Annotated in this window: 22 protein-coding genes and 2 riboswitches; of the genes, 5 read left to right on the forward strand and 17 right to left on the reverse strand. The window is 42.9% G+C overall.

Features of this window, described 5'->3' with window-relative positions; translation table 11 throughout:
* Positions 1-10: 10 nt before the first annotated feature.
* The 14 genes from ACQKNS_RS01555 to ACQKNS_RS01620 are packed head-to-tail and all read right to left on the reverse strand — an operon-like array spanning position 11 to position 12,692.
* The gene (locus tag ACQKNS_RS01555; protein WP_427640864.1) at positions 11-547 is read right to left on the reverse strand and encodes a cob(I)yrinic acid a,c-diamide adenosyltransferase; all 537 of its coding nucleotides are present in this window, start codon (positions 545-547) and stop codon (positions 11-13) included.
* Positions 548-561: 14 nt separating this feature from the next.
* Positions 562-1,125 carry a nitroreductase family protein gene (locus ACQKNS_RS01560; RefSeq protein WP_427640865.1) on the reverse strand — a complete coding sequence of 188 codons (564 nt, stop codon included), beginning with the start codon at positions 1,123-1,125 and terminating at the stop codon, positions 562-564.
* Positions 1,104-1,913 (reverse strand): uroporphyrinogen-III C-methyltransferase, encoded by an 810-nt coding sequence (gene cobA / locus ACQKNS_RS01565; protein ID WP_427640866.1) that lies wholly within the window; start codon positions 1,911-1,913, stop codon positions 1,104-1,106. Before cobA ends, ACQKNS_RS01560 begins: the two co-directional genes overlap by 22 nt.
* Before the next feature lie 35 nt (positions 1,914-1,948).
* The gene (locus ACQKNS_RS01570) at positions 1,949-3,343 is read right to left on the reverse strand and encodes a cobyrinate a,c-diamide synthase (RefSeq protein WP_427640867.1); all 1,395 of its coding nucleotides are present in this window, start codon (positions 3,341-3,343) and stop codon (positions 1,949-1,951) included.
* Between the two features lie 16 nt (positions 3,344-3,359).
* Complete coding sequence (locus ACQKNS_RS01575) at positions 3,360-4,484, reverse strand: cobalt-precorrin 5A hydrolase (protein WP_427640868.1); 1,125 nt, start codon at positions 4,482-4,484, stop codon at positions 3,360-3,362.
* Positions 4,481-5,257, reverse strand: coding sequence for a precorrin-4 C(11)-methyltransferase (cobM, locus tag ACQKNS_RS01580; protein ID WP_427640869.1), 777 nt, complete (start codon positions 5,255-5,257; stop codon positions 4,481-4,483). Before cobM ends, ACQKNS_RS01575 begins: the two co-directional genes overlap by 4 nt.
* Positions 5,254-5,961, reverse strand: a complete 708-nt coding sequence (cobI, locus tag ACQKNS_RS01585; protein WP_427640870.1) for a precorrin-2 C(20)-methyltransferase — start codon at positions 5,959-5,961, stop codon at positions 5,254-5,256. Before cobI ends, cobM begins: the two co-directional genes overlap by 4 nt.
* Complete coding sequence (gene cbiE, locus ACQKNS_RS01590; protein WP_427640871.1) at positions 5,954-7,168, reverse strand: precorrin-6y C5,15-methyltransferase (decarboxylating) subunit CbiE; 1,215 nt, start codon at positions 7,166-7,168, stop codon at positions 5,954-5,956. The genes cobI and cbiE overlap by 8 nt, the downstream gene beginning before the upstream one ends.
* Positions 7,152-8,264 carry a cobalt-precorrin-5B (C(1))-methyltransferase gene (locus ACQKNS_RS01595; protein WP_427640872.1) on the reverse strand — a complete coding sequence of 371 codons (1,113 nt, stop codon included), beginning with the start codon at positions 8,262-8,264 and terminating at the stop codon, positions 7,152-7,154. The genes cbiE and ACQKNS_RS01595 overlap by 17 nt, the downstream gene beginning before the upstream one ends.
* A gap of 5 nt (positions 8,265-8,269) precedes the next feature.
* Positions 8,270-8,917 (reverse strand): precorrin-8X methylmutase, encoded by a 648-nt coding sequence (locus ACQKNS_RS01600; RefSeq protein WP_034312499.1) that lies wholly within the window; start codon positions 8,915-8,917, stop codon positions 8,270-8,272.
* 12 nt (positions 8,918-8,929) lie between these two features.
* A complete protein-coding gene (cobK, locus tag ACQKNS_RS01605; RefSeq protein WP_427640873.1) occupies positions 8,930-9,700 on the reverse strand; it encodes a precorrin-6A reductase in 771 nt (256 codons plus the stop codon).
* Positions 9,697-10,653, reverse strand: coding sequence for a sirohydrochlorin chelatase (locus tag ACQKNS_RS01610; protein WP_427640874.1), 957 nt, complete (start codon positions 10,651-10,653; stop codon positions 9,697-9,699). Before ACQKNS_RS01610 ends, cobK begins: the two co-directional genes overlap by 4 nt.
* 18 nt (positions 10,654-10,671) lie before the next feature.
* Positions 10,672-12,309: a precorrin-3B C(17)-methyltransferase gene (gene cobJ / locus ACQKNS_RS01615; RefSeq protein ID WP_427640875.1), complete on the reverse strand. Its 1,638-nt coding sequence runs from the start codon at positions 12,307-12,309 to the stop codon at positions 10,672-10,674.
* Between the two features lie 14 nt (positions 12,310-12,323).
* The gene (locus ACQKNS_RS01620) at positions 12,324-12,692 is read right to left on the reverse strand and encodes a (2Fe-2S) ferredoxin domain-containing protein (protein ID WP_098371847.1); all 369 of its coding nucleotides are present in this window, start codon (positions 12,690-12,692) and stop codon (positions 12,324-12,326) included.
* A gap of 150 nt (positions 12,693-12,842) precedes the next feature.
* Positions 12,843-13,033: riboswitch (cobalamin riboswitch) on the reverse strand.
* 202 nt (positions 13,034-13,235) lie between these two features.
* Positions 13,236-13,431: riboswitch (cobalamin riboswitch) on the forward strand.
* Here ACQKNS_RS01620 and ACQKNS_RS01625 point away from each other — a divergent pair.
* From ACQKNS_RS01625 to ACQKNS_RS01645, 5 genes are all read left to right on the forward strand, one after another.
* A complete protein-coding gene (locus ACQKNS_RS01625) occupies positions 13,415-13,585 on the forward strand; it encodes a hypothetical protein (RefSeq protein WP_427640876.1) in 171 nt (56 codons plus the stop codon). (Overlaps the previous riboswitch by 17 nt.)
* A gap of 20 nt (positions 13,586-13,605) precedes the next feature.
* Positions 13,606-14,349, forward strand: coding sequence for an energy-coupling factor ABC transporter permease (locus tag ACQKNS_RS01630; protein WP_427640877.1), 744 nt, complete (start codon positions 13,606-13,608; stop codon positions 14,347-14,349).
* Position 14,350: 1 nt separating this feature from the next.
* A complete protein-coding gene (locus ACQKNS_RS01635) occupies positions 14,351-14,662 on the forward strand; it encodes an energy-coupling factor ABC transporter substrate-binding protein (protein ID WP_427640878.1) in 312 nt (103 codons plus the stop codon).
* On the forward strand, positions 14,649-15,425 hold the full coding sequence (gene cbiQ / locus ACQKNS_RS01640) for a cobalt ECF transporter T component CbiQ (protein ID WP_427640880.1): 777 nt from the start codon (positions 14,649-14,651) through the stop codon (positions 15,423-15,425). The genes ACQKNS_RS01635 and cbiQ overlap by 14 nt, the downstream gene beginning before the upstream one ends.
* A gap of 18 nt (positions 15,426-15,443) precedes the next feature.
* Positions 15,444-16,289: an energy-coupling factor ABC transporter ATP-binding protein gene (locus ACQKNS_RS01645; protein ID WP_427640881.1), complete on the forward strand. Its 846-nt coding sequence runs from the start codon at positions 15,444-15,446 to the stop codon at positions 16,287-16,289.
* Positions 16,290-16,385: 96 nt separating this feature from the next.
* Here the strand turns inward: ACQKNS_RS01645 and ACQKNS_RS01650 are convergent, their stop codons facing one another.
* The 3 genes from ACQKNS_RS01650 to ACQKNS_RS01660 form a co-directional block, all read right to left on the reverse strand.
* Positions 16,386-16,604, reverse strand: coding sequence for a YozQ family protein (locus ACQKNS_RS01650; protein WP_427640882.1), 219 nt, complete (start codon positions 16,602-16,604; stop codon positions 16,386-16,388).
* 186 nt (positions 16,605-16,790) lie between these two features.
* Positions 16,791-18,212: an alanine/glycine:cation symporter family protein gene (locus tag ACQKNS_RS01655; RefSeq protein ID WP_427640883.1), complete on the reverse strand. Its 1,422-nt coding sequence runs from the start codon at positions 18,210-18,212 to the stop codon at positions 16,791-16,793.
* Positions 18,213-18,637: 425 nt separating this feature from the next.
* Positions 18,638-20,212 carry a class I adenylate-forming enzyme family protein gene (locus ACQKNS_RS01660; protein WP_427640884.1) on the reverse strand — a complete coding sequence of 525 codons (1,575 nt, stop codon included), beginning with the start codon at positions 20,210-20,212 and terminating at the stop codon, positions 18,638-18,640.
* Positions 20,213-20,226: the final 14 nt, after the last annotated feature.

Below are 20,226 nucleotides of genomic sequence, written 5' to 3' on the forward strand. Positions count from 1 at the left end.
CGTTCACCCCCTAAAACTCTAATCCTTTGACAGCGCCGATGCCCTCGTCATAATAATGCTTGACCGCCTCAATCGATGAAACCAAATCGGCCATTTCCATAAGCTCCGGCCTGGCATCCCTGCCGGTAATGACTATATGCATATGAGCGGGACGATTTCGAATTGCATCAATGACTTCAGCCAATGGCAAGACATCTTCAATCGGGAATTTGGAGATCGCTAATGCATTATTCAACTCATCCAAAACAAGTAAATCAATGCCGGGATCACTAAGGGCCAGCCTCGCCTTTTCCCAAGCTAACGATAATGCGTTGCGATGTTCTTCTGGAGTTTTGGTCCATGTAAAACCAATGCCTAGCTGTTCCATTTCAACTCCTAATTTTTTCAAAGCCAATGCTTCCCCATATGTACGCTCTGGAGATTTTATGAACTGAAGGTATTTGACATTCATTCCTCTGCCGATTGCCCTTAAAGTCACCCCTAAAGAGGCAGTCGTCTTCCCTTTCCCGTTACCTGTATAAATAAGCATCAATCCTCTGCGTGCCACTCACTCACCTACCTTCATAGCCATACTGTTTTTTCTATGTAGGAAGTCCTTTTAGTGGCAGGAACCGGTTGATCGCCTTTAGGGTATCCGACAAAAATGGTGCCGATCACTTTTTTGTTTTCCGGTGACCCGATAAATTCGTACAGGCGTTCATCCCTGACTAGACCCACTCCTCTAGTGCGCCAAACGAATCCGAGACCAAGTTCTTTTGCGGCAAGCCACATCGAATGGACGGCACAACAAGAAGCGAATACATTGTCTTCGGATGAATCTGGATCTTCAGGCAAAATATCGGAAGTCACGACAATCATAAGCGGTGTCGTCTTTACAACTTCCAGTGAACTTTCTATCAATTTTGGTTTGGTCGGGAAGCGTTCATGTAAATACCTTTCTGCCAATCTTTCATAACGGTGCTTCGCTTCTCCCTTGATTACATAAAAACTCCAAGGTTCACGCAATCGGTCGTTAGGGGCATAGGTAGCCGCCTCCAATAACTGCCTGATTTTTTGGTCTTCCACTTCTTTTTCTTCGTAATTCCTTATTGCCCGGCGTTCCTTCAATTCTTGAATGATGGACATTCCGCCTCATTCCCTTCAATAATGGACTCTGATTCAATCACTCTTTCAAACCAATGGATTTTTTCCCTTAATTGGACGACATCCCCTACTAGAAAGATTGATGGATTTTGAATTTCTTCTTTTATAGCCTTCAAAGAAATCGAATTCAATGTACCGGTAATCGTCCTTTGTTTATTTGTCGTGCCCCATTCAATGACAGCCACTGGCGTATTGCCGTCCCTGCCATGCTCCATCAATTTTTCACAGATAAACGGCATATTACCTATTCCCATATAAAAGGCGATGGTATCGATGCCCTGAGCCAATGCCTGCCAATTCAGGTTATCCTGCCCCTTGTAATCACGGCCATGACCTGTCACAATGGCATAACTTGAGGCATGATCACGGTGGGTAACCGGGATGCCCGCATAAGCCGGTGCTGCGATTCCCGCTGTGATTCCTGGGACGATATCATATTCAATCCCGTTAGCAGCCAGTATCTCCGCTTCCTCACCGCCCCGCCCAAAGACAAATGGATCTCCGCCCTTCAGACGAGTGACGTCTTTCCCCTGTAAGGCTTTTTCCACTAAAAGTTCATGTATTTCATTTTGAATGAGATGATGCTTTCCTGGTGATTTCCCGCAATACACCAGTTCTGCACCTTCTTTTGCATAAGTTAATAACTCTGGATTGACAAGCCTGTCATATGCAATGACATCCGCCTTTTGGATACATTCCAGTCCATATACCGTAATCAGTTTCGGATCTCCGGGACCCGCACCGACCAGATGAACTTTTCCCGGTTTCATGCTCGCGCCTCCTCTTAATCTTCAAAAAATATCTTTTACTTATTGATAGTTTCATTGGCAGATCTGTTTTTTTGTTTTATGCAAGCATCGATCCAGTTCTTTGCAAGTGTTGGATTGGAAGCAAAATGAAAGTGAGTATACCCAGCAACAAGGTTACCCAATACACACCCTTCTTGTTTCGAACCGAATCGGCCTTTGGCTTCATAAGCATGTGTAAGATCATCATCCGCTTCGAATGTCGAGTAGTGGAATTCATGTCCTTTTGCCTGCTCCATTTCATTGATCAAAAAATTGCCTGTAGTTCCTGTAATTTCTCGATACCCAAGTGCTGCAAGTTTTTTCTGCATTTTAACCCTGCCGGGTATAATTCCTGCCATCTGATGCGTTTCTTTGGAAGTTGTTTCAATCGATTTGCTCAAAAACATGAAACCGCCACATTCCGCTAGAGTCGGCATCCCCTTTTCAATGGAGCTTCTGATGGAATTGATAGCACCCACGTTACCGGAAAGTTCAGCTGCAAATTCCTCAGGAAAACCGCCTCCAAGGTATAAACCATCAGCATCCAATGGTACTTCATCCCCTTTTAATGGGGAAAAATACTTGATGTTCGCCCCAAATGCTTCAAGCAACTCAAGGTTTTCCTGATAATAAAAATTGAAGGCTGCATCTTTTGCGACGGCAATGCACACTTCCTTTTCATTTTGCGGTTGAAATATATTTAGGTTACCACTGGAAATGGCGCTTGTCTTGGATAAATGGTACAACTGATCGATATCGATCGTTTCCATGACTAATTGTGCAAGCTTATCGAAAAACGGATTTAGTTCCCCGCGTTCAATAGCAGGAATTAGACCCAAATGACGGCTTGGAATATCAATATCCATTTCCCGCTTCATATAGCCCAGCACCGGTACATCGCATTCTTGCTCAATGGCTGATTTGACAATTTTGTAATGCCCTGCACTTCCCACTTGATTGGCAATGACACCAATGATGTTCGGACCGGTCGAAAAGTCCTGAAATCCTTTTACGATGGCAGCTGCACTCCGTGCCATGCTGGCACAGTTGACTACCAACAGGACAGGGCTTTGCGTGATGATGCTGATTTCAGCCGTCGATCCTGTATTGGATAAAGGACTTTTACCATCGAAGAAGCCCATGACTCCTTCGATGATCGATATATCAGCTCCGGTCCCTGCTTTGCTAAGGATTTCTCGGACTGTGTCCTGTTCGAACATCCAACTGTCAAGATTGCGAGAAATCCGTCCTGTAACTGCTGTATGATAAGTAGGGTCAATATAGTCAGGACCACATTTGAAACCTTGAACAGTATAGCCTTTCTTCTGGAGGGCTGCCATGATCCCGATCGTCAATGTCGTTTTACCGACACCGCTCCCGGTACCCGCAATTACCAATCTTCTATTATTCATATTTGCTTCTCCCTCCTCAAAAAGGAATGATCCCAACTGAAATGGTTACGTTCCCCGATTTTTTCTTAACCAGCTCCAATTTCTCTGCTTTAGTATAAATCCTCACAGCCGGTTCACTCACACCATATGCCCCCGTGTATTTAAATACCGTTTCCGATGGCGCTTCGATTTTGGCTTGATTAAGCTCTTCCGGTTCATAATGAACGAATTCCCACCCATATTTTTCAACCACTTCAATCAAGCCGATTTCGTCTTTCTTTAAGGAAATTGTACAGATTGCTTTAACGCTTTTTAAGGATAACGATAATTCCGCTAGCGTTTCTGCAATCACCTGCTCAATTTCAGCTGCCGCTGTTCCCCTATTGCACCCGATACCTAGAGCAATAACTTTTGGACGATATACGATCCCGTTTTCAAGGATCCTCTTTTCCGACTGGCCAAGAATACGGTGAGTTACGACCAGCGCTGCTTGCGGCTTTGCATGAAGGGCTTCTTCAATGGATGGGTATACGATTATTCGTTCAGGTAATGCCGTTTCATAAGTCCACCAATTCCGTTCACCTGATTCCTGTACAACGGCAACATGCTCTTCATTTACAACGGACGCACTTACTGGTGTCAACTTTTCTGCTGAATCCCAAATCCAGCCGAAGCGCTGGCCGAATAAATCGACAGAAATCGTTTTTTGCACATCTGAAGCCGTGGTGATTATAGCTCTTGCATCAAGGGCTGCAGCAACTTCCTTTGTCAGTTCGTTCGCTCCTCCCAGATGCCCTGACAGTACACTGATAACATTTTCCCCTTTATCATCAATGACAACGACACCCGGATCCGTTTTCTTATCCTTCAAAATTGGGGCAATCATCCTGACCACTGCACCGAGTGAAATAATCAATATGATTCCTTTATATTCCTTGAATAAAGCTGGTAATAGCATACGGACACTACCCGAAAAAAGCTGGATCTGTTTATGATCTTCGTCCCCTTTTTCAAACTTGCTCATGTAATATAGATCCGAATTCGAAAAAACGGTATGTAATTTCCGTGCCAGCTCGACACCATGTTTTGTAATCGCCACGATCGCATAAGTATGGGAACGTTTAATGGGAGCAAGTTCCGCTTCTTTCAGTTCAATGATCATGGCTTGACACCTTTTCTGAAACCGTGGGTAAAACTTGCGTCATATAATTTGGAACGGTATTCATCTTTATCATGAATGTTCGGATCCAAAGCCCATCCAGCCAAAATCATCGCATGCTTGCGGATACCATTTTGACGCATATCATCATCTAAGTTCACTAACGTGGTACGAACGATCTTTTGGTCCGGCCATGTTGCCCGTTGAATGACTGCTACCGGAGTATCATCCTTCCAACCGGCTTCCTGGAGTTCTTTAACGATTTTTTTGGTCAAGGTCGCACTCAAGAAAAGGGCAATCGTACAGTGGTGACTTGCCAAATCACGTAACTTCTCAAATTCCGGAACAGGCGTACGTCCTTCAGCCCTCGTCAATATGAGTGTCTGGGTTAAATCAGGGATAGTCAGCTCTGCTCCTATTGCCGCTGCCGAGGCGAATACCGAACTTACGCCAGGAATCACCTCATAACCAATACCCTCTTTCTTCAAAAGGACAATTTGTTCCATGATCGCACCGTACATGGCAGGATCCCCTGTATGGATTCTAGCAACCATCTTTCCTTCTTTAACACGCTCAACCATGATGCCAACAATTTCCTCCAAATGCATTCCAGCCGTTTTTAATACCTCGGCATCAGGTTTTGCCTTAGCGATCAATTCTTCATTCACTAATGAATCCGTATATAAAATCACATCAGCCGTCTGGAGTATGTTCAATCCTTTTACAGTAATCAAATCCGGGTCACCTGGGCCAGCACCTACAATATATATCTTCATTTTCTCACCACCATCAATGTTAAGTATTCTAGTTCAAGTCCTTCCAATTCACTCACTTTCCAAATCACTTCTTCATCGGAAGTGACTTTGGTTACGACCGAGGCCTTTTCAAGCAAGTCCAAATCTTTTAAAACATTAATCATTAAATCGATGACCTTAGCCACTTTGATGAACACTACGGCATCATGATCTTCAATCGCCTTCTTCATCGCTTCATAGTCATCCCTTGCAGGAACTATCGCAACATGATCATCACCATCAGCCAAAGCGATGCCCAGCCTTGACGCTGATCCATTAAACGAAGAAATGCCTGGGACCGTCTTGATTTCGACTTCGGGATGCAACTCCTGCATCAATTTCATCATATGTATGAACGTACTATATAAAAGCGGATCGCCTTCCGTAACGAAAGCAACATCTTTACCTTCATTTAATTTTTGCCAAACTTTTTCAACCGTTCCGTTCCATTCCCGATCCAAAATCGCTTGATCTTTCGTCATCGGAAAAACTAGACCCAGCATATCCTTCTCTTCAGGACGAATGTAAACTTCCACAATGCGGTGGGCGTAGCTTTTACTCCCTTTTCTTTTTTTTGGATACGCAATGACCGGGGATTCCTGAATCACGCGAAATGCCTTTACTGTAATTAGCTCTGGATCGCCCGGGCCCACGCCTAGGCCATATAATGTACCAAGATTACTCATTCATGTCTTCCTTTCGTTGTGCAGTAATGATATATACCGGATTAAGCGGAACAAATCTGTTCATACCCAATATTGGCTTACTTCTGGAGATTTGGGCATGCATGATGGAAGTGTGAAAACCAGCTTCAGCAAATGCCTCAATAGCTCGGTAAAGATTCTCAATCGTCGCAGCATTTAGAACAATCCTGCCGCCTTCTTTAAGCCGTTTGCAGCATGTATTGATTAGATCAACCATTTCGCCGCCAGTACCGCCAATGAAGATTGCATCAGGATCCGGAAAAGTTTCCAGTCCTTGCGGAGCTTTTCCATGAATGGCAGTTATATCAGTACGGAATTTACGCTGGTTTTGATAACAGTTTTCTAAATCGGGCTCATTTTTTTCAATTGCGAAAATTTGGCCTTCGGATGCAAGCTTGGCCGCTTCAATTGCCATCGAGCCTGTACATGTCCCAACATCCCAAACGATGCTGTTTTTCCTGAGTTTCAACGCATGCAGGCTTAGTACCCGAATTTCCTTTTTGGTTATGAGACCTTTGTCAGGTTTACGCTGCGAAAATTCTTCATCATCTATCCCCAAGGACCAGCTTGGACCTTCTGATTTTCTTTTCAAAATGACGACATTCAACGGGGAGAATTCCCGTTCCATCATTTCTTCAAGTTCATACCAGCCAGAATCTTCGGTTTCTCCTTGGAGATTTTCAGCCACAAATGCCCGGTATTCAGTCATTCCGAATGAAATGAGATATTTAGCAAGTTGATTGGGACTATTTTCGATGTCGGTAAGCAAAGCTACTTTCGCTTTCCCATCAATCCTTTGAGCCAGCCCTTTCATACTCCGGCCATGAACACTGACTAGGAAGGCATCTTGCCAGCTTTCACCCATTTTTGCAAAAGCAAGCTGTATGGAACTGAAATATGGGTAAACCTCTATGTTGATTTTGCTGGAAAGATAACCTCCAATTCCATAAAACATTGGGTCACCGGAAGCTAGGACAACTGTTGGACGAGTTTCATCCTGCAGTTGTTCCACCACATTTTTCAAACCGCCCTTAATGACAATCTTCTTGCCAGAATAGTTCGGGAAAAACGATAAGACCCGTTCACCTCCGACCAGCACTTCACTTTCTTCTATCCATTGGGCATATTGGGGCAGCAAGCTTTCCTGACCGTTATCCCCTATCCCGATCAATTTAATCGATTGACTCAATTCCAACAGCCCTTCCCAGTAATTGTCCTTTCAACGAATAAATCGCCGTTTCCATTTCAATTCCGCCCTTCACTTGCTTTATGGCAGAGTGACAGCAGGATTCACATAGTTTATTGAAAAAATCAAAATTATTTATCGCTGACATCATGTCCCCGACTTGTGACGCAGTGTTTGCATTCTTGATTTCAAGAACAAGGTCGCCTCCAGCTCCCACGCTTTGAGCTATTTCCGATAGAAAACCGAAGTCGACCGGGGCACTTTTTGAATGCACCATCATCACACCTTGGGCCACTTTGGAGAATTTCCCCATCATGCCGACCAATGATACCTTTTTAATTCCCTGCCTCTTACATTGCTTAAGTGAGAAGCCCACAAAGTCACCCATTTCAATAAAGGCTTCCTCAGGCAAATCCTGGAGAAGGCCCATCGCATACTTTTCACTGCGCCCGCCAGTAGTTAAGACAAGATGCTCGCACCCACTTGCTTTGGCAACACTGATAGCCTGGACGATGCTTGCCATATAGGCTGAACTGGAAAAAGGGACGACAGTGCCCCTTGTTCCTAGAATGGAAATGCCCCCCACAATCCCCAAGCGGCCATTTAATGTTTTTTTCGCTATTTCTTCACCTGCAGGCACGGAGATGACCACTTTCACTCCTCTATCGATCTTAAATTCTTCCAATGTTTGTTGCACAGTTGTTAAAATCATTTTGCGCGGAACAGGATTGATGGCCGCTTCTCCTACAGGAACAGGAAGCCCGGGTTTGGTCACACGCCCCACACCTATCCCTCCATCCAGGATAATCCCAGGGGCATCCGACCAGCTGACAGTAGAGATAATATGTGCCAGATGGGTGGCATCTGGATCATCTCCGGCATCTTTGATCGTTTCAGCACTAACCGCATTTTCCGATATTTCATATTTCTCAATAGTGAAAGTGGCATCTCGCCCTATGGGCAAGGAAATCGTGGCTTCCTCAAGTGCATCCCCCGTGATCAATGCAGTCAATGCCGCTTTGGTCACGGCAGTCGAACATGCCCCTGTCGTATACCCATGACGCATTTGCGAGGGGTCTTTTTTCACTTTCTTTTCCATGATTTTTAACTATCAGCTAAAAGGGAAATCGCGTTCAATGCAGCAACAGTGACAGTACTTCCACCTTTTCGGCCAATATTCGTAATGAATGGGACTTCCGTGATTTTGGCGAGTTCCTCTTTCGATTCTGCTGCAGAAACAAACCCAACAGGCATTCCAATGATTAAGTCCGGTTTAGCTATCCCCTCTTTAATAAGGCGAATGAGTTCAAGTAAAGCTGTAGGTGCATTACCAATGGCATAAATGCCCCCTTCATTTTCCTTTACGGCTTTTTGCATCGAAATGATCGCCCTTGTCGTATTCAAACGTTTTGCTTCGACCATCACATCCGGATCTGAAATGTAGCAATGAACGTCCCCGCCGTGTTTTTGAAATCTTTTTTTGCCTGTACCGCTCTCGATCATTTGCACATCCGCAATTACATGTCTACCTTTGCGAATGGCTTCCACACCAGCTTGAATGGCATTTGGATGGATGATGACACTTCTTCCCAATTCAAAATCCGCTGAAGCATGAATGACCCGGCGGACGATCTTCCATTCATCTTCAGAAAAATCATGATTGCCCATTTCTTCTGCTATGATCGAGAAGCTATAATCATATATTTTGTCTGGGTCTACCGTTAGTGGTTTAAAATCCGTTTTAAAATCCATCTTGCATTCCTCCTATTTTTCATTTAGTTGCTTATTCAACTCGGTGATGACATGATCAAAACTGGAATGGACATTTTGATAGTCAACATCCGGTCGAGATATCATAATCGTCTCTATTCCACATTCCAACGCAGCTTCCAATTTCTCATCAACCGCACCGACCTTGCCACTTTCTTTCGTTATCATCAATGTAACCCCATACTGTTCATATAGAGCTTTATTTAATTCTTTGGAAAATGGACCCTGAATCGCAACGATATTTTTTTGTTCAATGCCCAGCTGCGCACATTTTTCCATATTGTCCATTCGTGGCAGCATTCTCGCTATGACTCTGGTATTCTCTAGCCCTACCAATACTTTTGCGAACACCGCTAGCGTTTTACTTCCGGTCGTGAGCATGATGACTCCCCGTTTTTCAGCGGCAAGTTTGGCAGCCTCCTCATAATCACGGACAACTATCAATTTATCATTCTGAAACCGTTGACTTTCACGCTCATAACGAATATAAGGGACATTTGCTGCCTTTGCTCCGTTAAGGGCGTTTTTGGATGCTTCTTCGGCAAATGGGTGACTTGCATCAACTACAGCCTGAAAACCTTTTTCAAAGATTAAAGATGTCATATCCTCTGCAGTTAATCGGCCAATCCGGGTGGATATGCCTGCATCGTGCAAACTTTTAGCCGCCGATTCGGTTACAACAGTTGCCAAAACCTTGAATCCCACCTGCTGCATCTCAATCGCTAATTCCCTTGCATCACTTGTGCCCGCCAAAAACAAAATCATTTTGACGTCCCCACCACTTGTCCATCGTGATCATGGTGATGATCATGATCGTGGTTATGATCGTGATCGTGATGATGATCGTGATCATGATGGTGATCGTGATCATGATGGTGATCGTGATCATGATGGTGATGATGGTGGGCATGTCCATGTTCCTCGACATGTTTACGATAGTTTTCCAAATCACGTGCCCCGCTTGATCTGCCTTCACTAGCTTCAATTACACGTTCATGCAGAATGTTCTGTAACGTTGGATGATATCCAAAATACTTTGCCAAAATGAATTCTTGATCTTGATATTGCTCTTGATAACCTTTCAGCATATCTTCCATTCTTTCCATCAACACCCCTGTGAAGAGGAAATATGGCAGCATCACTACTTTTTTCGCCCCTAAGCGGATGCATCGTTCAATACCTTCGTCAACGTGTGGGTCCGTTACACCCATGAAAGCTGCTTCGACCCAATTTACGTTCAACTTTTCCCATAATAATCGTGAAATTTTATATATATCACTATTTGCATCAGCATCACTGCCACCTCGGCCAATTAGCAATACTGCTGTCCCATCCTGTTCAGAGGTTGTATCGAATCCCGCTTCCTCAAGACGGTCTGTCAGGATTGTCAATATATCATGGTGGACCCCGATCGTTTGGCCATATGTGAATTTCACTTCTGGATACTTTGTTTTCCCATCCTCTATTTCAGCTGGGATATGTAATTTCGAATGTCCTGCATGCAACAAAATGATCGGTATGACGATAACTTCAGAAGCCCCTCGTTTTACACAATTATCAATGCCTTTGGATATATTCGGTGCCGCAAATTCCAAGAAGCACGTTTCTACAAGGAAGCGCTCTTCCAATGCCGGAATCATATTTTCAATAAAATGAAGGACTTCTTCGTTTCCCGAAGCCAAGCGGCTTCCGTGTCCTACGAACAAAACTGCTTTCATTTACTTTCCCCCTCTTGATTAGTCTTCACAAGGCGCAGGCTCTATGTTTATTTTGGGAGCGATGTCCTGATAAGAAAAATTCTGTATCTTTTTCGAACGTTTGAAGTATTTAAAAAGCCGCTCATTTGGATGGGCATTTTGCTTATACTCCGCGACAATGTCCGTAATCAGTTCAACCAGCTGTTCCGGTTCGATGCCTTCTGCAACAGGCTGACCTGGATGGGCTGTTCTTCCAACCGGTTTAGCCCCAAGAAATAAGTCAAACTTCCCTTTTCGGAAGACAATCCCGATATCATCCATCACAGCACTATAACAAGCCATCCCACACCCATTAAAACCGATGTTAAGTTCCTTGGGCATTTTCATTCCGCCAAGCACCCGATGTATTTCATCCGCATAAGGAATGGATTCGGTTTTTTCACCATCACAGAAATCACATGCTTTTAATGACAGTACATCCCCAATCGGTGACAATAAAAAGTTTGCAGATTGCAATTTTCCCGTAATGACTTCCGGATCCGTTGTCGGAATCTTTAATACGATTTTATGATTTGGCGTATATTCCATCGTGCCCTTTTCCCCGACAACTTCCGCAAGTGTCATCATTTGTTTGGGAGTGAATTGTTTATTCGCCACACCTGGACTAACGGCAAGTTCGAATACCGACTCCATTTTTTGCTGAACAATTGGCTCAATGGATTGCAAAACGGTTTGACCCTTGACTCTTGACAGTGCTTCCATTGCCATTTCAAAGGAAGCTGGCTTCTTTTCAGGTGCTTTTGTAAGTAATCCAACTCCTCCAGCAGATTCGGTAAAGGCTTCTTGATCTAATGCCCACGGTTCCGCTTCCTTTTGCAGACGCTGATGCGGCTTCAATGGTTGCTTTTCCGAATTCAAAGTATATTTCCTTTGATAGCCTCTTGGTGTGATGATTTTGTCATCATATAAAAAGGTGGATGAATTACCAATGATGACGGTGGTCAGCATCCCAATATCGTGATTCAACATATCTTTCAAATTGGTTATGACAACATCCTGCCTATCGCGATATGCACTTTTCACCAACCCGACAGGTGTATCGGGCGAACGGTAGCGAAGGAGAATTTTCTGTGTTTCAACAATTTGCCTGGTCCGCCTGCCGCTGCGCGGATTATACAGGGCAATGACAAAGTCTGCCATTGCAGCTGCTTCAACCCTTTTAGCGATCAGTTCCCAAGGTGTTAAATGATCACTGAGACTGATCGTACACGAATCGTGCATGACTGGTGCCCCAAGTAAAGATGCACAAGAATTGATTGCAGAAATGCCAGGAATGACTTCAATGCCCACTCCAGTTTCTTCTTTCCAGCCTTTTTCAATCAATACTTCATAAACCAACCCAGCCATCCCGTAAACTCCGGCATCCCCGCTGGAAATTACCGCAACTTTCTTACCCAGCTCCGCTTGTTTCACTGCTTCCTGTGCACGTGATACCTCTTCTGTCATCCCCGTACTAATAATCGTTTGATCTGTAAGCAGTCCCTGAATGAGTTCAACATAAGTTTTATAACCAATGATGTAGTCACTTTCTTGAAGGGCTTCGACAGCACGTTTGGTAATGTGTTCAAAATTCCCTGGCCCAAAGCCCACGACGAATAATTTACCTTTTGTACTCATTAAGACATCTCCTTTTACGCTTTGTTCTTTGAAATACCCGTATGAGCAGGAAAATCTGGATTGGGTGTCATTTCCCCATCATTGAATTGGTAGATCATTTGTGGAACAAACTCCCCATCATCGATATGGCTGACAATCTGGCGACCGAAATCAGGCGTTTCCACTCGATACCAGTTTCCTTGGGGATAGGCAATCACAACACATGCATCCTTACATCTTCCGTTACACCGTGTCCTGGTTGTATGGATTTTCAAGTCCAGTCCTTTGGAAGCAATTTCATCGCGAATCGCTTGAGTTACTTCTTCCCCGCCCTTTTTCATGCAGCTACTCCCATTACAAATCAACAAATGTGTATTTGTACCCATTAAGTTCCAAGTAGTCATCTTCTTCCTCCTGCTTCAGGGAAAAGGCAAAATAAAAAACCTTAACAATAAGAGTTAAGGTTTAAAAAAACTATATGAATGAGGAGCACCAGGCAAGAATGCCCAATCTCCCAAAATCGTCATAGTCCTTCTACCTTTCCCTCCGAAAAGTATCATGCAATTTTAAAAGCAGGTTTCCTGGCTAACGCTTCATTTTACTTTGTCCCTTCCCGGCAACAATGCCAGTGGTTATCGACAATTTCATCAGCGTTTACAGTAGCGGGGGCTGCATCGGATTTTCACCGATTTCCCTATTATCCCTTGCTTATTCAAACAAGAGCACTTTTAAAATGAAATATTTGGTTTTAATATACATATATAACTAACTTTATCTATCATATAACAACTTTATGAAAATTCAATAGTTTATTCCGACTGTTTAGAAAAGTTTAATAGTGTATATTCTGCCACAAGCCTTTCCTTGCAACAAACTTAGTCAAAAAAAAAAAAGATAGTGTAGCTGGAATTATTTCTTTATGGTACACTATACGAGAATTTTCTAAATAATTACATAAGTTTTATGGTGTTGAATTTTTCGGAATTCAGCTTAAAAGGGAAGCCGGTGAAAATCCGGAGCGGTCCCGCCACTGTAAAGGGAAGTCCTATTACTTTAACTTTAATCCACTGTCAAATGAGATGGGAAGGATGTAATGGGATGATGAACCAAAGCCAGGAGACCTGCCATGAAGCGTGAAACTGTTTCAACCTACGAGGATGGGTGTGCGGATCAGGCAGAAAGGCCCATTGTTGGTTTATGCTGCAAAATTCCTGTTCATTACGCACTTCTTTCCTTTGAGAGAAGTGCTTTTTATGTTGGGTGCGCCTTTCTTCTCAAGATTGATCAGAAAAATTAAAAGTGTTGAAGGGAGAAAGAATGAAAAGAACCAATTGGAAAACCATTTATTTTGTCATTTTACTGCTTTTTGTTCCAAAACGGGCCATGGCCATGCATATCATGGAGGGCTTTTTACCCATTGAATGGGCAATATTCTGGTGGGCCGTGACGCTTCCATTTTTAATCTTGGGTTACCGGTCCATTAGAACCAAAGTAAGGGAAAATCCAGAAACAAAAATGATGCTTGGCCTATCGGGTGCATTTGTATTTATTTTATCGGCCCTAAAGATCCCTTCCGTTACGGGAAGTTCTTCACACCCTACCGGAGTTGGTTTGGGTTCCATATTATTCGGACCATTGGCCATGAGTGTCGTTGGCTCAATCGTTCTGTTATTTCAAGCTGTTTTACTGGCTCACGGAGGATTGACGACATTAGGGGCCAATGCATTTTCCATGGCTGTTTGCGGACCGCTCATTGCTTACTTCGTCTTCAAGGGCGCAACTAAATTGGGATGGTCATTTTCACTTGCCGTTTTCTTGGCAGCTGCTTTTGGAGATTTGGGTACTTATGTGGTAACTTCCGTTCAACTTGCTCTTGCTTTTCCATCCGAGGTAGGAGGATTCATGGCCTCTTTCAGTAAATTTGCAGGGATTTTTGCCCTGACCCAAATTCCCTTGGCAATCAGTGAGGGGTTATTGACAGTCGTCGTGATGAATTTCTTGAAAAAATACAATTTGGGCGAATTGAAATTGCTGCGAGTTTTATCTAAGGAGGCCCGTTAACATGAAAAAAAGTTTATTGCTGCTTTTCCTGGTCGTCGTTCTTGCCACCATACCGTTAATCACACAACAAGGAACGGAATTTGGCGGTGCCGATGGGGAAGCTGAAGAAGCCATCACTAAAATCCAGCCGGAATACAAGCCATGGTTCAACAGTATTTGGGAGCCGCCCGGTGCAGAAACCGAAAGCTTATTATTTGCGCTGCAAGCTGCAATCGGAGCTGGTTTCATTGGTTATTTCATAGGTGTAACGAGACAAAGGAATAAGCAAGCCAAACAAGAAATTCCTGAAAAATCGAAGCATGTTACTCATTGATAAATATGCCTATTTCAATGGGCTAAAGGATGTACATCCGTTGGAAAAGATGGTTTTTGCACTCTCCCTTTTGCTATTTTCGTTAACGGTAAGGGATATGATCGTTTCGCTCATCACTTTTACGGTGATGAGCGCTTTAATCATTTTTGCGGCAAAAATCCCGCTTTCTTATTATCTTAAATTACTTCTATTACCAGGATTTTTTATACTATCAGGAACAATTACCATCCTTATTTCTTTTACAAGCAAATTTACTTCGATTTCGAATATAAGGTGGTCCTGGAAGGTCGGGAACTGGCAAATATTCATCAGCGATGACAGCGTAGGAACAGTGATCAATTTGATCACTGTCGTATTAGGCAGCATCAGCTGTTTATATTTCCTTACCTTAACTACACCCATTACCGTCATCTTATCGGTGATGAGAACACTTAAAGTGCCTTCCTTATTGATCGAATTGATTGAATTGACCTATCGCTTCATCTTTATCTTTTTAGAAACAGCTTTGGCCATTCACCAATCACAAGCTTCACGGCTGGGGTATGGTTCGTTAAGGAAAGGCATTCGATCTCTTGGATTACTGATCTCATCATTATTTTTAGGAGTATTGCAGCGCTCTGGACATTTGACGATGGCCATGAACGCAAGAGGCTATCAGGAGAACCTTTCCTTTATCGAGGATACTTACACCTATTCCTTACGCAATTGGCTTATCGCGATTTTCATACTGGGAAGCTTGATATTCATTAATGGAATTTTGTAAATTGGAGGCAAACCAAGAATGGACGAGCATATTTTTCATATAGAAGGCCTCACCCATCAATTCGCAGATGGAACGTTCGCTTTAGACAATCTTTCGCTAACGATCCAACAGGGTAAAAAGATAGCATTATTAGGCAATAATGGTGCCGGCAAATCGACTTTATTCCTCCATTTAAATGGGCTTTTACAACCTACATCAGGTAAGATCAGATTTAAAGGCAAGAAAATGAAATATGACCGTAAATCATTACTATCATTACGAAAGCAAGTCGGGATCGTTTTTCAAGATCCCGACTCGCAGCTTTTTTCCGCTAATGTACAACAGGATATATCGTTTGGACCGATGAATTTAGGATGGGATAAAAATGCAGTCCAGGAGAAAGTAAATTGGGCAATGGCAGAAACGAAAGTAACCGAACTGAAAAACAGACCCACACATTTTTTGAGCCTAGGGCAAAAAAAACGTGTCGCCATTGCAGGGGTACTCGCCATGGAACCCGATGTGTGGCTCTTGGATGAGCCTACTGCTGGATTGGATCCTTATTTCTCAAGACAGATCATGGGTCTGCTGGACAGTATCCACCTCCCTGACAAAACGATAATCCTATCAACTCATGATGTTAATTTAGCTTATCAATGGGCTGATGAAGTCGTTGTCATGAACGATGGTAAGGTCATATACCAAGGAGACCCTGTTTCCGTTTTCCATGATGAAGACGTTTTGCTGCAGGCACATCTGGAGAAGCCATGGGTTTTTGAAATGTTTCAAGCCCTCCTTCAATCAAGGGAACCTGCAGAAGTGCACCTTTTCCCAAGAACGAAGGAAGAATTGCTTTTAATGTTGGAGACTGAAAGGATCTATTAATTAAGCATCCCCTAGCTTTTGTTTCATCCAAAAGCTAGGGGATATCTTTAAAATAGCAGGCGATAATTCTTGATCCAAAAAAACGAAAATCTATAATTACTTATCTTCCTCAGATCTTTCTTTTGCAAGCTCAATATCACTTCCGTTTACATCATCAACGACTGCTTTTATTTCGCCTTCCGCATAAGTATCCGAAACTTGTTCGTGGGTTGTAGCCAGTCCAGAAGATAAATCATCTTCCCGCTTATAATCATTAACTTCATATGTTCTTCCTGCGATTTCTGAAGATTCATTTTTTGTTTGCTTGCTATCCATTTTTTTCACTCCTAGTTTTTAAATTGTCCAATCATCAATTGACAGCAGTATTAAAGACAAAGGTATTTTGTGTAAAAACTGAAGCAATATTCAATAATGATAAAAAAGGAGGGAAAAGGCAAAAAAAGCTTACAAGTAAAATCCCCTTTCAAGGACTTTACTTGTAAGCTTATTGAGAGTTTAGGCTTACTTCTTCACATCCGTATTATCGGAAGGGTCACCCCAACATTCCACATTCTTCAAACCTTTAATATTGTTCACATGGAAGACAGGATTTTTCCCACTTTTCTTTTGCTTTTGATAATCCGCCAGTGCAGCAAATGCAATCTTCCCCAGTAATGCTATGGCAACCAGGTTGATAATGGCCATAAGCGCCATCAGCAAGTCAGCCAGTCCCCAAACAAAATCCAATGAGGCAAGAGAGCCGAATATCACCATCCCTACGACTGCTATACGATAGATGTTTAACCAAACCTTATTTTCATTGATGAAGCCAATGTTTGACTCTCCATAATAATAGTTGCCCACAATGGAGCTAAAGGCGAATAACAGTACAATGATGGCAAGGAATATACCCGCCCAAGATCCCAATGCCGTTCCAAGGGCATTTTGGGTAAGGACGATTCCATCCGTTTCCTTCGATGTATAAAGACCTGAAAACAAAATGATGAAGGCAGTCGAACTGCAAATGATGAGCGTATCGACAAAAACACCTAGTGACTGAATGAGCCCTTGCTTGACGGGATGACTGACATCCGCCGTCGCGCCGGCATTAGGTGCACTACCCATCCCTGCTTCATTTGAAAATAGGCCGCGCTTGATTCCCTGCATCATGGCTGCTCCCAGTACTCCACCAGCCACTTCTTTTATTCCATTAAATGCACTTTCAAAGATCAGAACAAAAACACCCGGTAACTCGGTAATATTCATGATGATGATAATCAACGCCACTATCACATAGGCTCCTGCCATGATCGGAACGATGACTTCAGAGACCTTTGCAACCATTTTGATCCCGCCAAAAATGATGACAGCCGTGACGATTGCCAGAATGACAGCCGTCACCCACTTTTCAATCCCAAACGATTCGTTGAATGCGCTTGTAATCGTATTGGCTTGCACCGAATTGAAAGCTAGTCCAAATGTAAGCGAAATCAACACAGCGAAAGTGATGCCCATCCAGCGGGCATTCAATGCTTTTTCCATATAATACGCAGGACCGCCGCGGAATGCATCCCCATCCCTGACCTTATAGATTTGAGCAAGTGTACTTTCAATGAAAGCCGAAGCAGATCCGATCAGTGCTATTAACCACATCCAGAAAACGGCTCCAGGGCCGCCCGTCGTGATCGCTATGGCAACACCTGCAAGGTTACCCGTTCCTACCCGGGAAGCCGTACTAATACAAAATGCCTGAAAGGATGTCACACCTTTTTTTTCCGCAGTGGCCCCTTCGCCCAATAGCCGGAACATTTCCCCTACCATTCTGAATTGAACAAACCTCGTGCGGACGGAAAAATAAAGACCCAATCCAATCAACATGATGATCAGTATGGAAGACCATAACACATCATTTGTCCCACTAATAAAATTTTCTAAGATCTCCATTAAAACAAACCCCTCTACTTCATGCTAATTATTATTATAAAAACATATACAGCTATAGTTTATTTCCCTATTCATTGGGGAGATAAACAAATGAAGCCATAAAAAAAGGAAATTCCGTAATGAATCTCCAATACAATAATATATTATATCCTAACATTCTATTTTTTTCATTCATGAATTGATGGAATCTATCGAAATATATACTATTTCAATATCATTTCCTTTGATTAAAAATCTTTCTTCACTTCATTTAACATTGTCTGCAACGTTAATTAAATACCTAATCAAATCAACTTAAATATAGAAAAGCCTCACACGACCTGTTTCCAGGTTAACGTGCGAGGCTTATTTTGCATTCCTCTCTCTTATATTCTGGTTAGCTGTTGGCCTCAATGTTGAAATTAGATCTTTTATGTCTGCCACTCCTATATGGTTAGAATACCTTGTGCAAACATCTTTCTTAATTCTTTCTTATCAATTTTTCCAATTGGCGTTAATGGAAACTTATCTAGAAAATAGATTACTTTTGGAACCATATACTTTGAGGTTCTTTGTTTGCAGAAAGCAATTAATTCCTCACTAGTACAGTTCAAACCTTCCTGCAGTGTTGCAATCACACACACTACTTCTCCCCAATCTGGATGGGGAACACCTATGCAAGCACTTAATGCAACAGAAGGGTGCAGGTTCACCACCCGCTCAACTTCTGAAGAATATACGTTCATCCCGCCTGAAATGATCATATCTTTCTTTCGATCCACAATATAAAGGTAACCGCTTTCATCCCATTTACCAATATCACCTGTGTAGAACCAGCCATCACGGATGTATTCCTCGGTAAGATCGGGTCTTTGATAATAACCTGCCATCATCGCTGGCGATTTTACGATAATTTCGCCAAGCTCGGAAGGTTTTACATCATTTCCTTCATCATCAATTAGTCGGATTTCCGTAAGAATGCATGGTTTTCCACAACTTTTCAAAACTTCCGAATTGTTATGATAAGCCCATACATGAGCGCTTTTCGATAGTCTTGTAATGACAATATTACATTCAGTCATGCCATATTGCTGGCGCATGATGGGCCCGAATACTTCAAAAGCCTCTTTAAGGCGCTTTTGTGAAATTGGTGACGCGCCGTAAAAAATATTGCGCATGGAGCTCATATCATATTCCATCTTCTTTGTCTGATCAAGTAGTCTATATAACATGGTCGGTACCATGAATGTCGTCGTAATTTCATATTCCTTTATCGCCCGTATGAATTCTGCAGCGTCAAATGAGCCCATCACATGGACATGGACGCCTGAAACTAGGGATCTCCAAAGTAATGAACCGGCTGAATGCACAATAGGCGTACTTAGCAATACCCGGTCTCGGTCGTCAAGTGGGTCTTCGATAGCGGCAGAAAGTATGGCAGCGCCGAGTCCCTTTTGGGAATGCATGACGCCTTTCGGTGTACCCGTTGTCCCGCCTGTATATGACAGAAGGGCAATGTCTTCCGCTTCAGCTAATGGCAAGTCTAAATTATTTATTTCAACGGGCCATTGAAACCGTTCAAACTCATCTGGATAATTAATATTAAAGCCAGGAAGCCCAATGACATGGACCTCTTCCTTCTTCATTTCTTCCAAATACTCAAAGAAGGTGTCAAAGTGTGTCTTTGTAGCTATTATGACCACTTCTGGTTTTGCTTCCTTTAGGATGAATTGCACTTCACGTTTCCCCAATTTTTCACTTAATGGCACTAAGGTAGCTCCACATTGCTGGATGGCCAAACCAAACATCACACTTTCCAAACTGTTTGGAATGATGGTCGCTATGCGGACACCTCTTCCTGCACCTATGCGAAGTAAATAAGAAGAGATAAGTTCTGTTTTCTTCCATAACTCGTCGTAGGTCACCGTTTCCCCGGTTGGCAGCAAGGTAATGGCAGGCAGTTCGCCGAATCGTTTCATTCCTTTATTCAACAGTGACTGAAATGTCAACTTATGAAGCATGTATTTTTTCCTCC

This window comes from Peribacillus sp. NPDC094092 (assembly GCF_050279365.1).
In the GTDB taxonomy this organism is placed as follows: domain Bacteria; phylum Bacillota; class Bacilli; order Bacillales; family DSM-1321; genus Peribacillus.

Bases quoted from the DNA above. Each gene is read 5' to 3' on its own strand.
- ACQKNS_RS01560 (WP_427640865.1), bottom strand. From the start codon at position 1,125: ATGTCCATCATTCAAGAATTGAAGGAACGCCGGGCAATAAGGAATTAC.
- cobA (WP_427640866.1), bottom strand. From the start codon at position 1,913: ATGAAACCGGGAAAAGTTCATCTGGTCGGTGCGGGTCCCGGAGATCCG.
- ACQKNS_RS01570 (WP_427640867.1), bottom strand. From the start codon at position 3,343: ATGAATAATAGAAGATTGGTAATTGCGGGTACCGGGAGCGGTGTCGGT.
- ACQKNS_RS01575 (WP_427640868.1), bottom strand. From the start codon at position 4,484: ATGATCATTGAACTGAAAGAAGCGGAACTTGCTCCCATTAAACGTTCC.
- cobM (WP_427640869.1), bottom strand. From the start codon at position 5,257: ATGAAGATATATATTGTAGGTGCTGGCCCAGGTGACCCGGATTTGATT.
- cobI (WP_427640870.1), bottom strand. From the start codon at position 5,961: ATGAGTAATCTTGGTACATTATATGGCCTAGGCGTGGGCCCGGGCGAT.
- ACQKNS_RS01595 (WP_427640872.1), bottom strand. From the start codon at position 8,264: ATGGAAAAGAAAGTGAAAAAAGACCCCTCGCAAATGCGTCATGGGTAT.
- ACQKNS_RS01600 (WP_034312499.1), bottom strand. From the start codon at position 8,917: ATGGATTTTAAAACGGATTTTAAACCACTAACGGTAGACCCAGACAAA.
- cobK (WP_427640873.1), bottom strand. From the start codon at position 9,700: ATGATTTTGTTTTTGGCGGGCACAAGTGATGCAAGGGAATTAGCGATT.
- ACQKNS_RS01610 (WP_427640874.1), bottom strand. From the start codon at position 10,653: ATGAAAGCAGTTTTGTTCGTAGGACACGGAAGCCGCTTGGCTTCGGGA.
- cobJ (WP_427640875.1), bottom strand. From the start codon at position 12,309: ATGAGTACAAAAGGTAAATTATTCGTCGTGGGCTTTGGGCCAGGGAAT.
- ACQKNS_RS01620 (WP_098371847.1), bottom strand. From the start codon at position 12,692: ATGACTACTTGGAACTTAATGGGTACAAATACACATTTGTTGATTTGT.
- ACQKNS_RS01625 (WP_427640876.1), top strand. From the start codon at position 13,415: ATGAAGCGTGAAACTGTTTCAACCTACGAGGATGGGTGTGCGGATCAG.
- ACQKNS_RS01630 (WP_427640877.1), top strand. From the start codon at position 13,606: ATGAAAAGAACCAATTGGAAAACCATTTATTTTGTCATTTTACTGCTT.
- ACQKNS_RS01635 (WP_427640878.1), top strand. From the start codon at position 14,351: ATGAAAAAAAGTTTATTGCTGCTTTTCCTGGTCGTCGTTCTTGCCACC.
- cbiQ (WP_427640880.1), top strand. From the start codon at position 14,649: ATGTTACTCATTGATAAATATGCCTATTTCAATGGGCTAAAGGATGTA.
- ACQKNS_RS01645 (WP_427640881.1), top strand. From the start codon at position 15,444: ATGGACGAGCATATTTTTCATATAGAAGGCCTCACCCATCAATTCGCA.
- ACQKNS_RS01650 (WP_427640882.1), bottom strand. From the start codon at position 16,604: ATGGATAGCAAGCAAACAAAAAATGAATCTTCAGAAATCGCAGGAAGA.
- ACQKNS_RS01655 (WP_427640883.1), bottom strand. From the start codon at position 18,212: ATGGAGATCTTAGAAAATTTTATTAGTGGGACAAATGATGTGTTATGG.
- ACQKNS_RS01660 (WP_427640884.1), bottom strand. From the start codon at position 20,212: ATGCTTCATAAGTTGACATTTCAGTCACTGTTGAATAAAGGAATGAAA.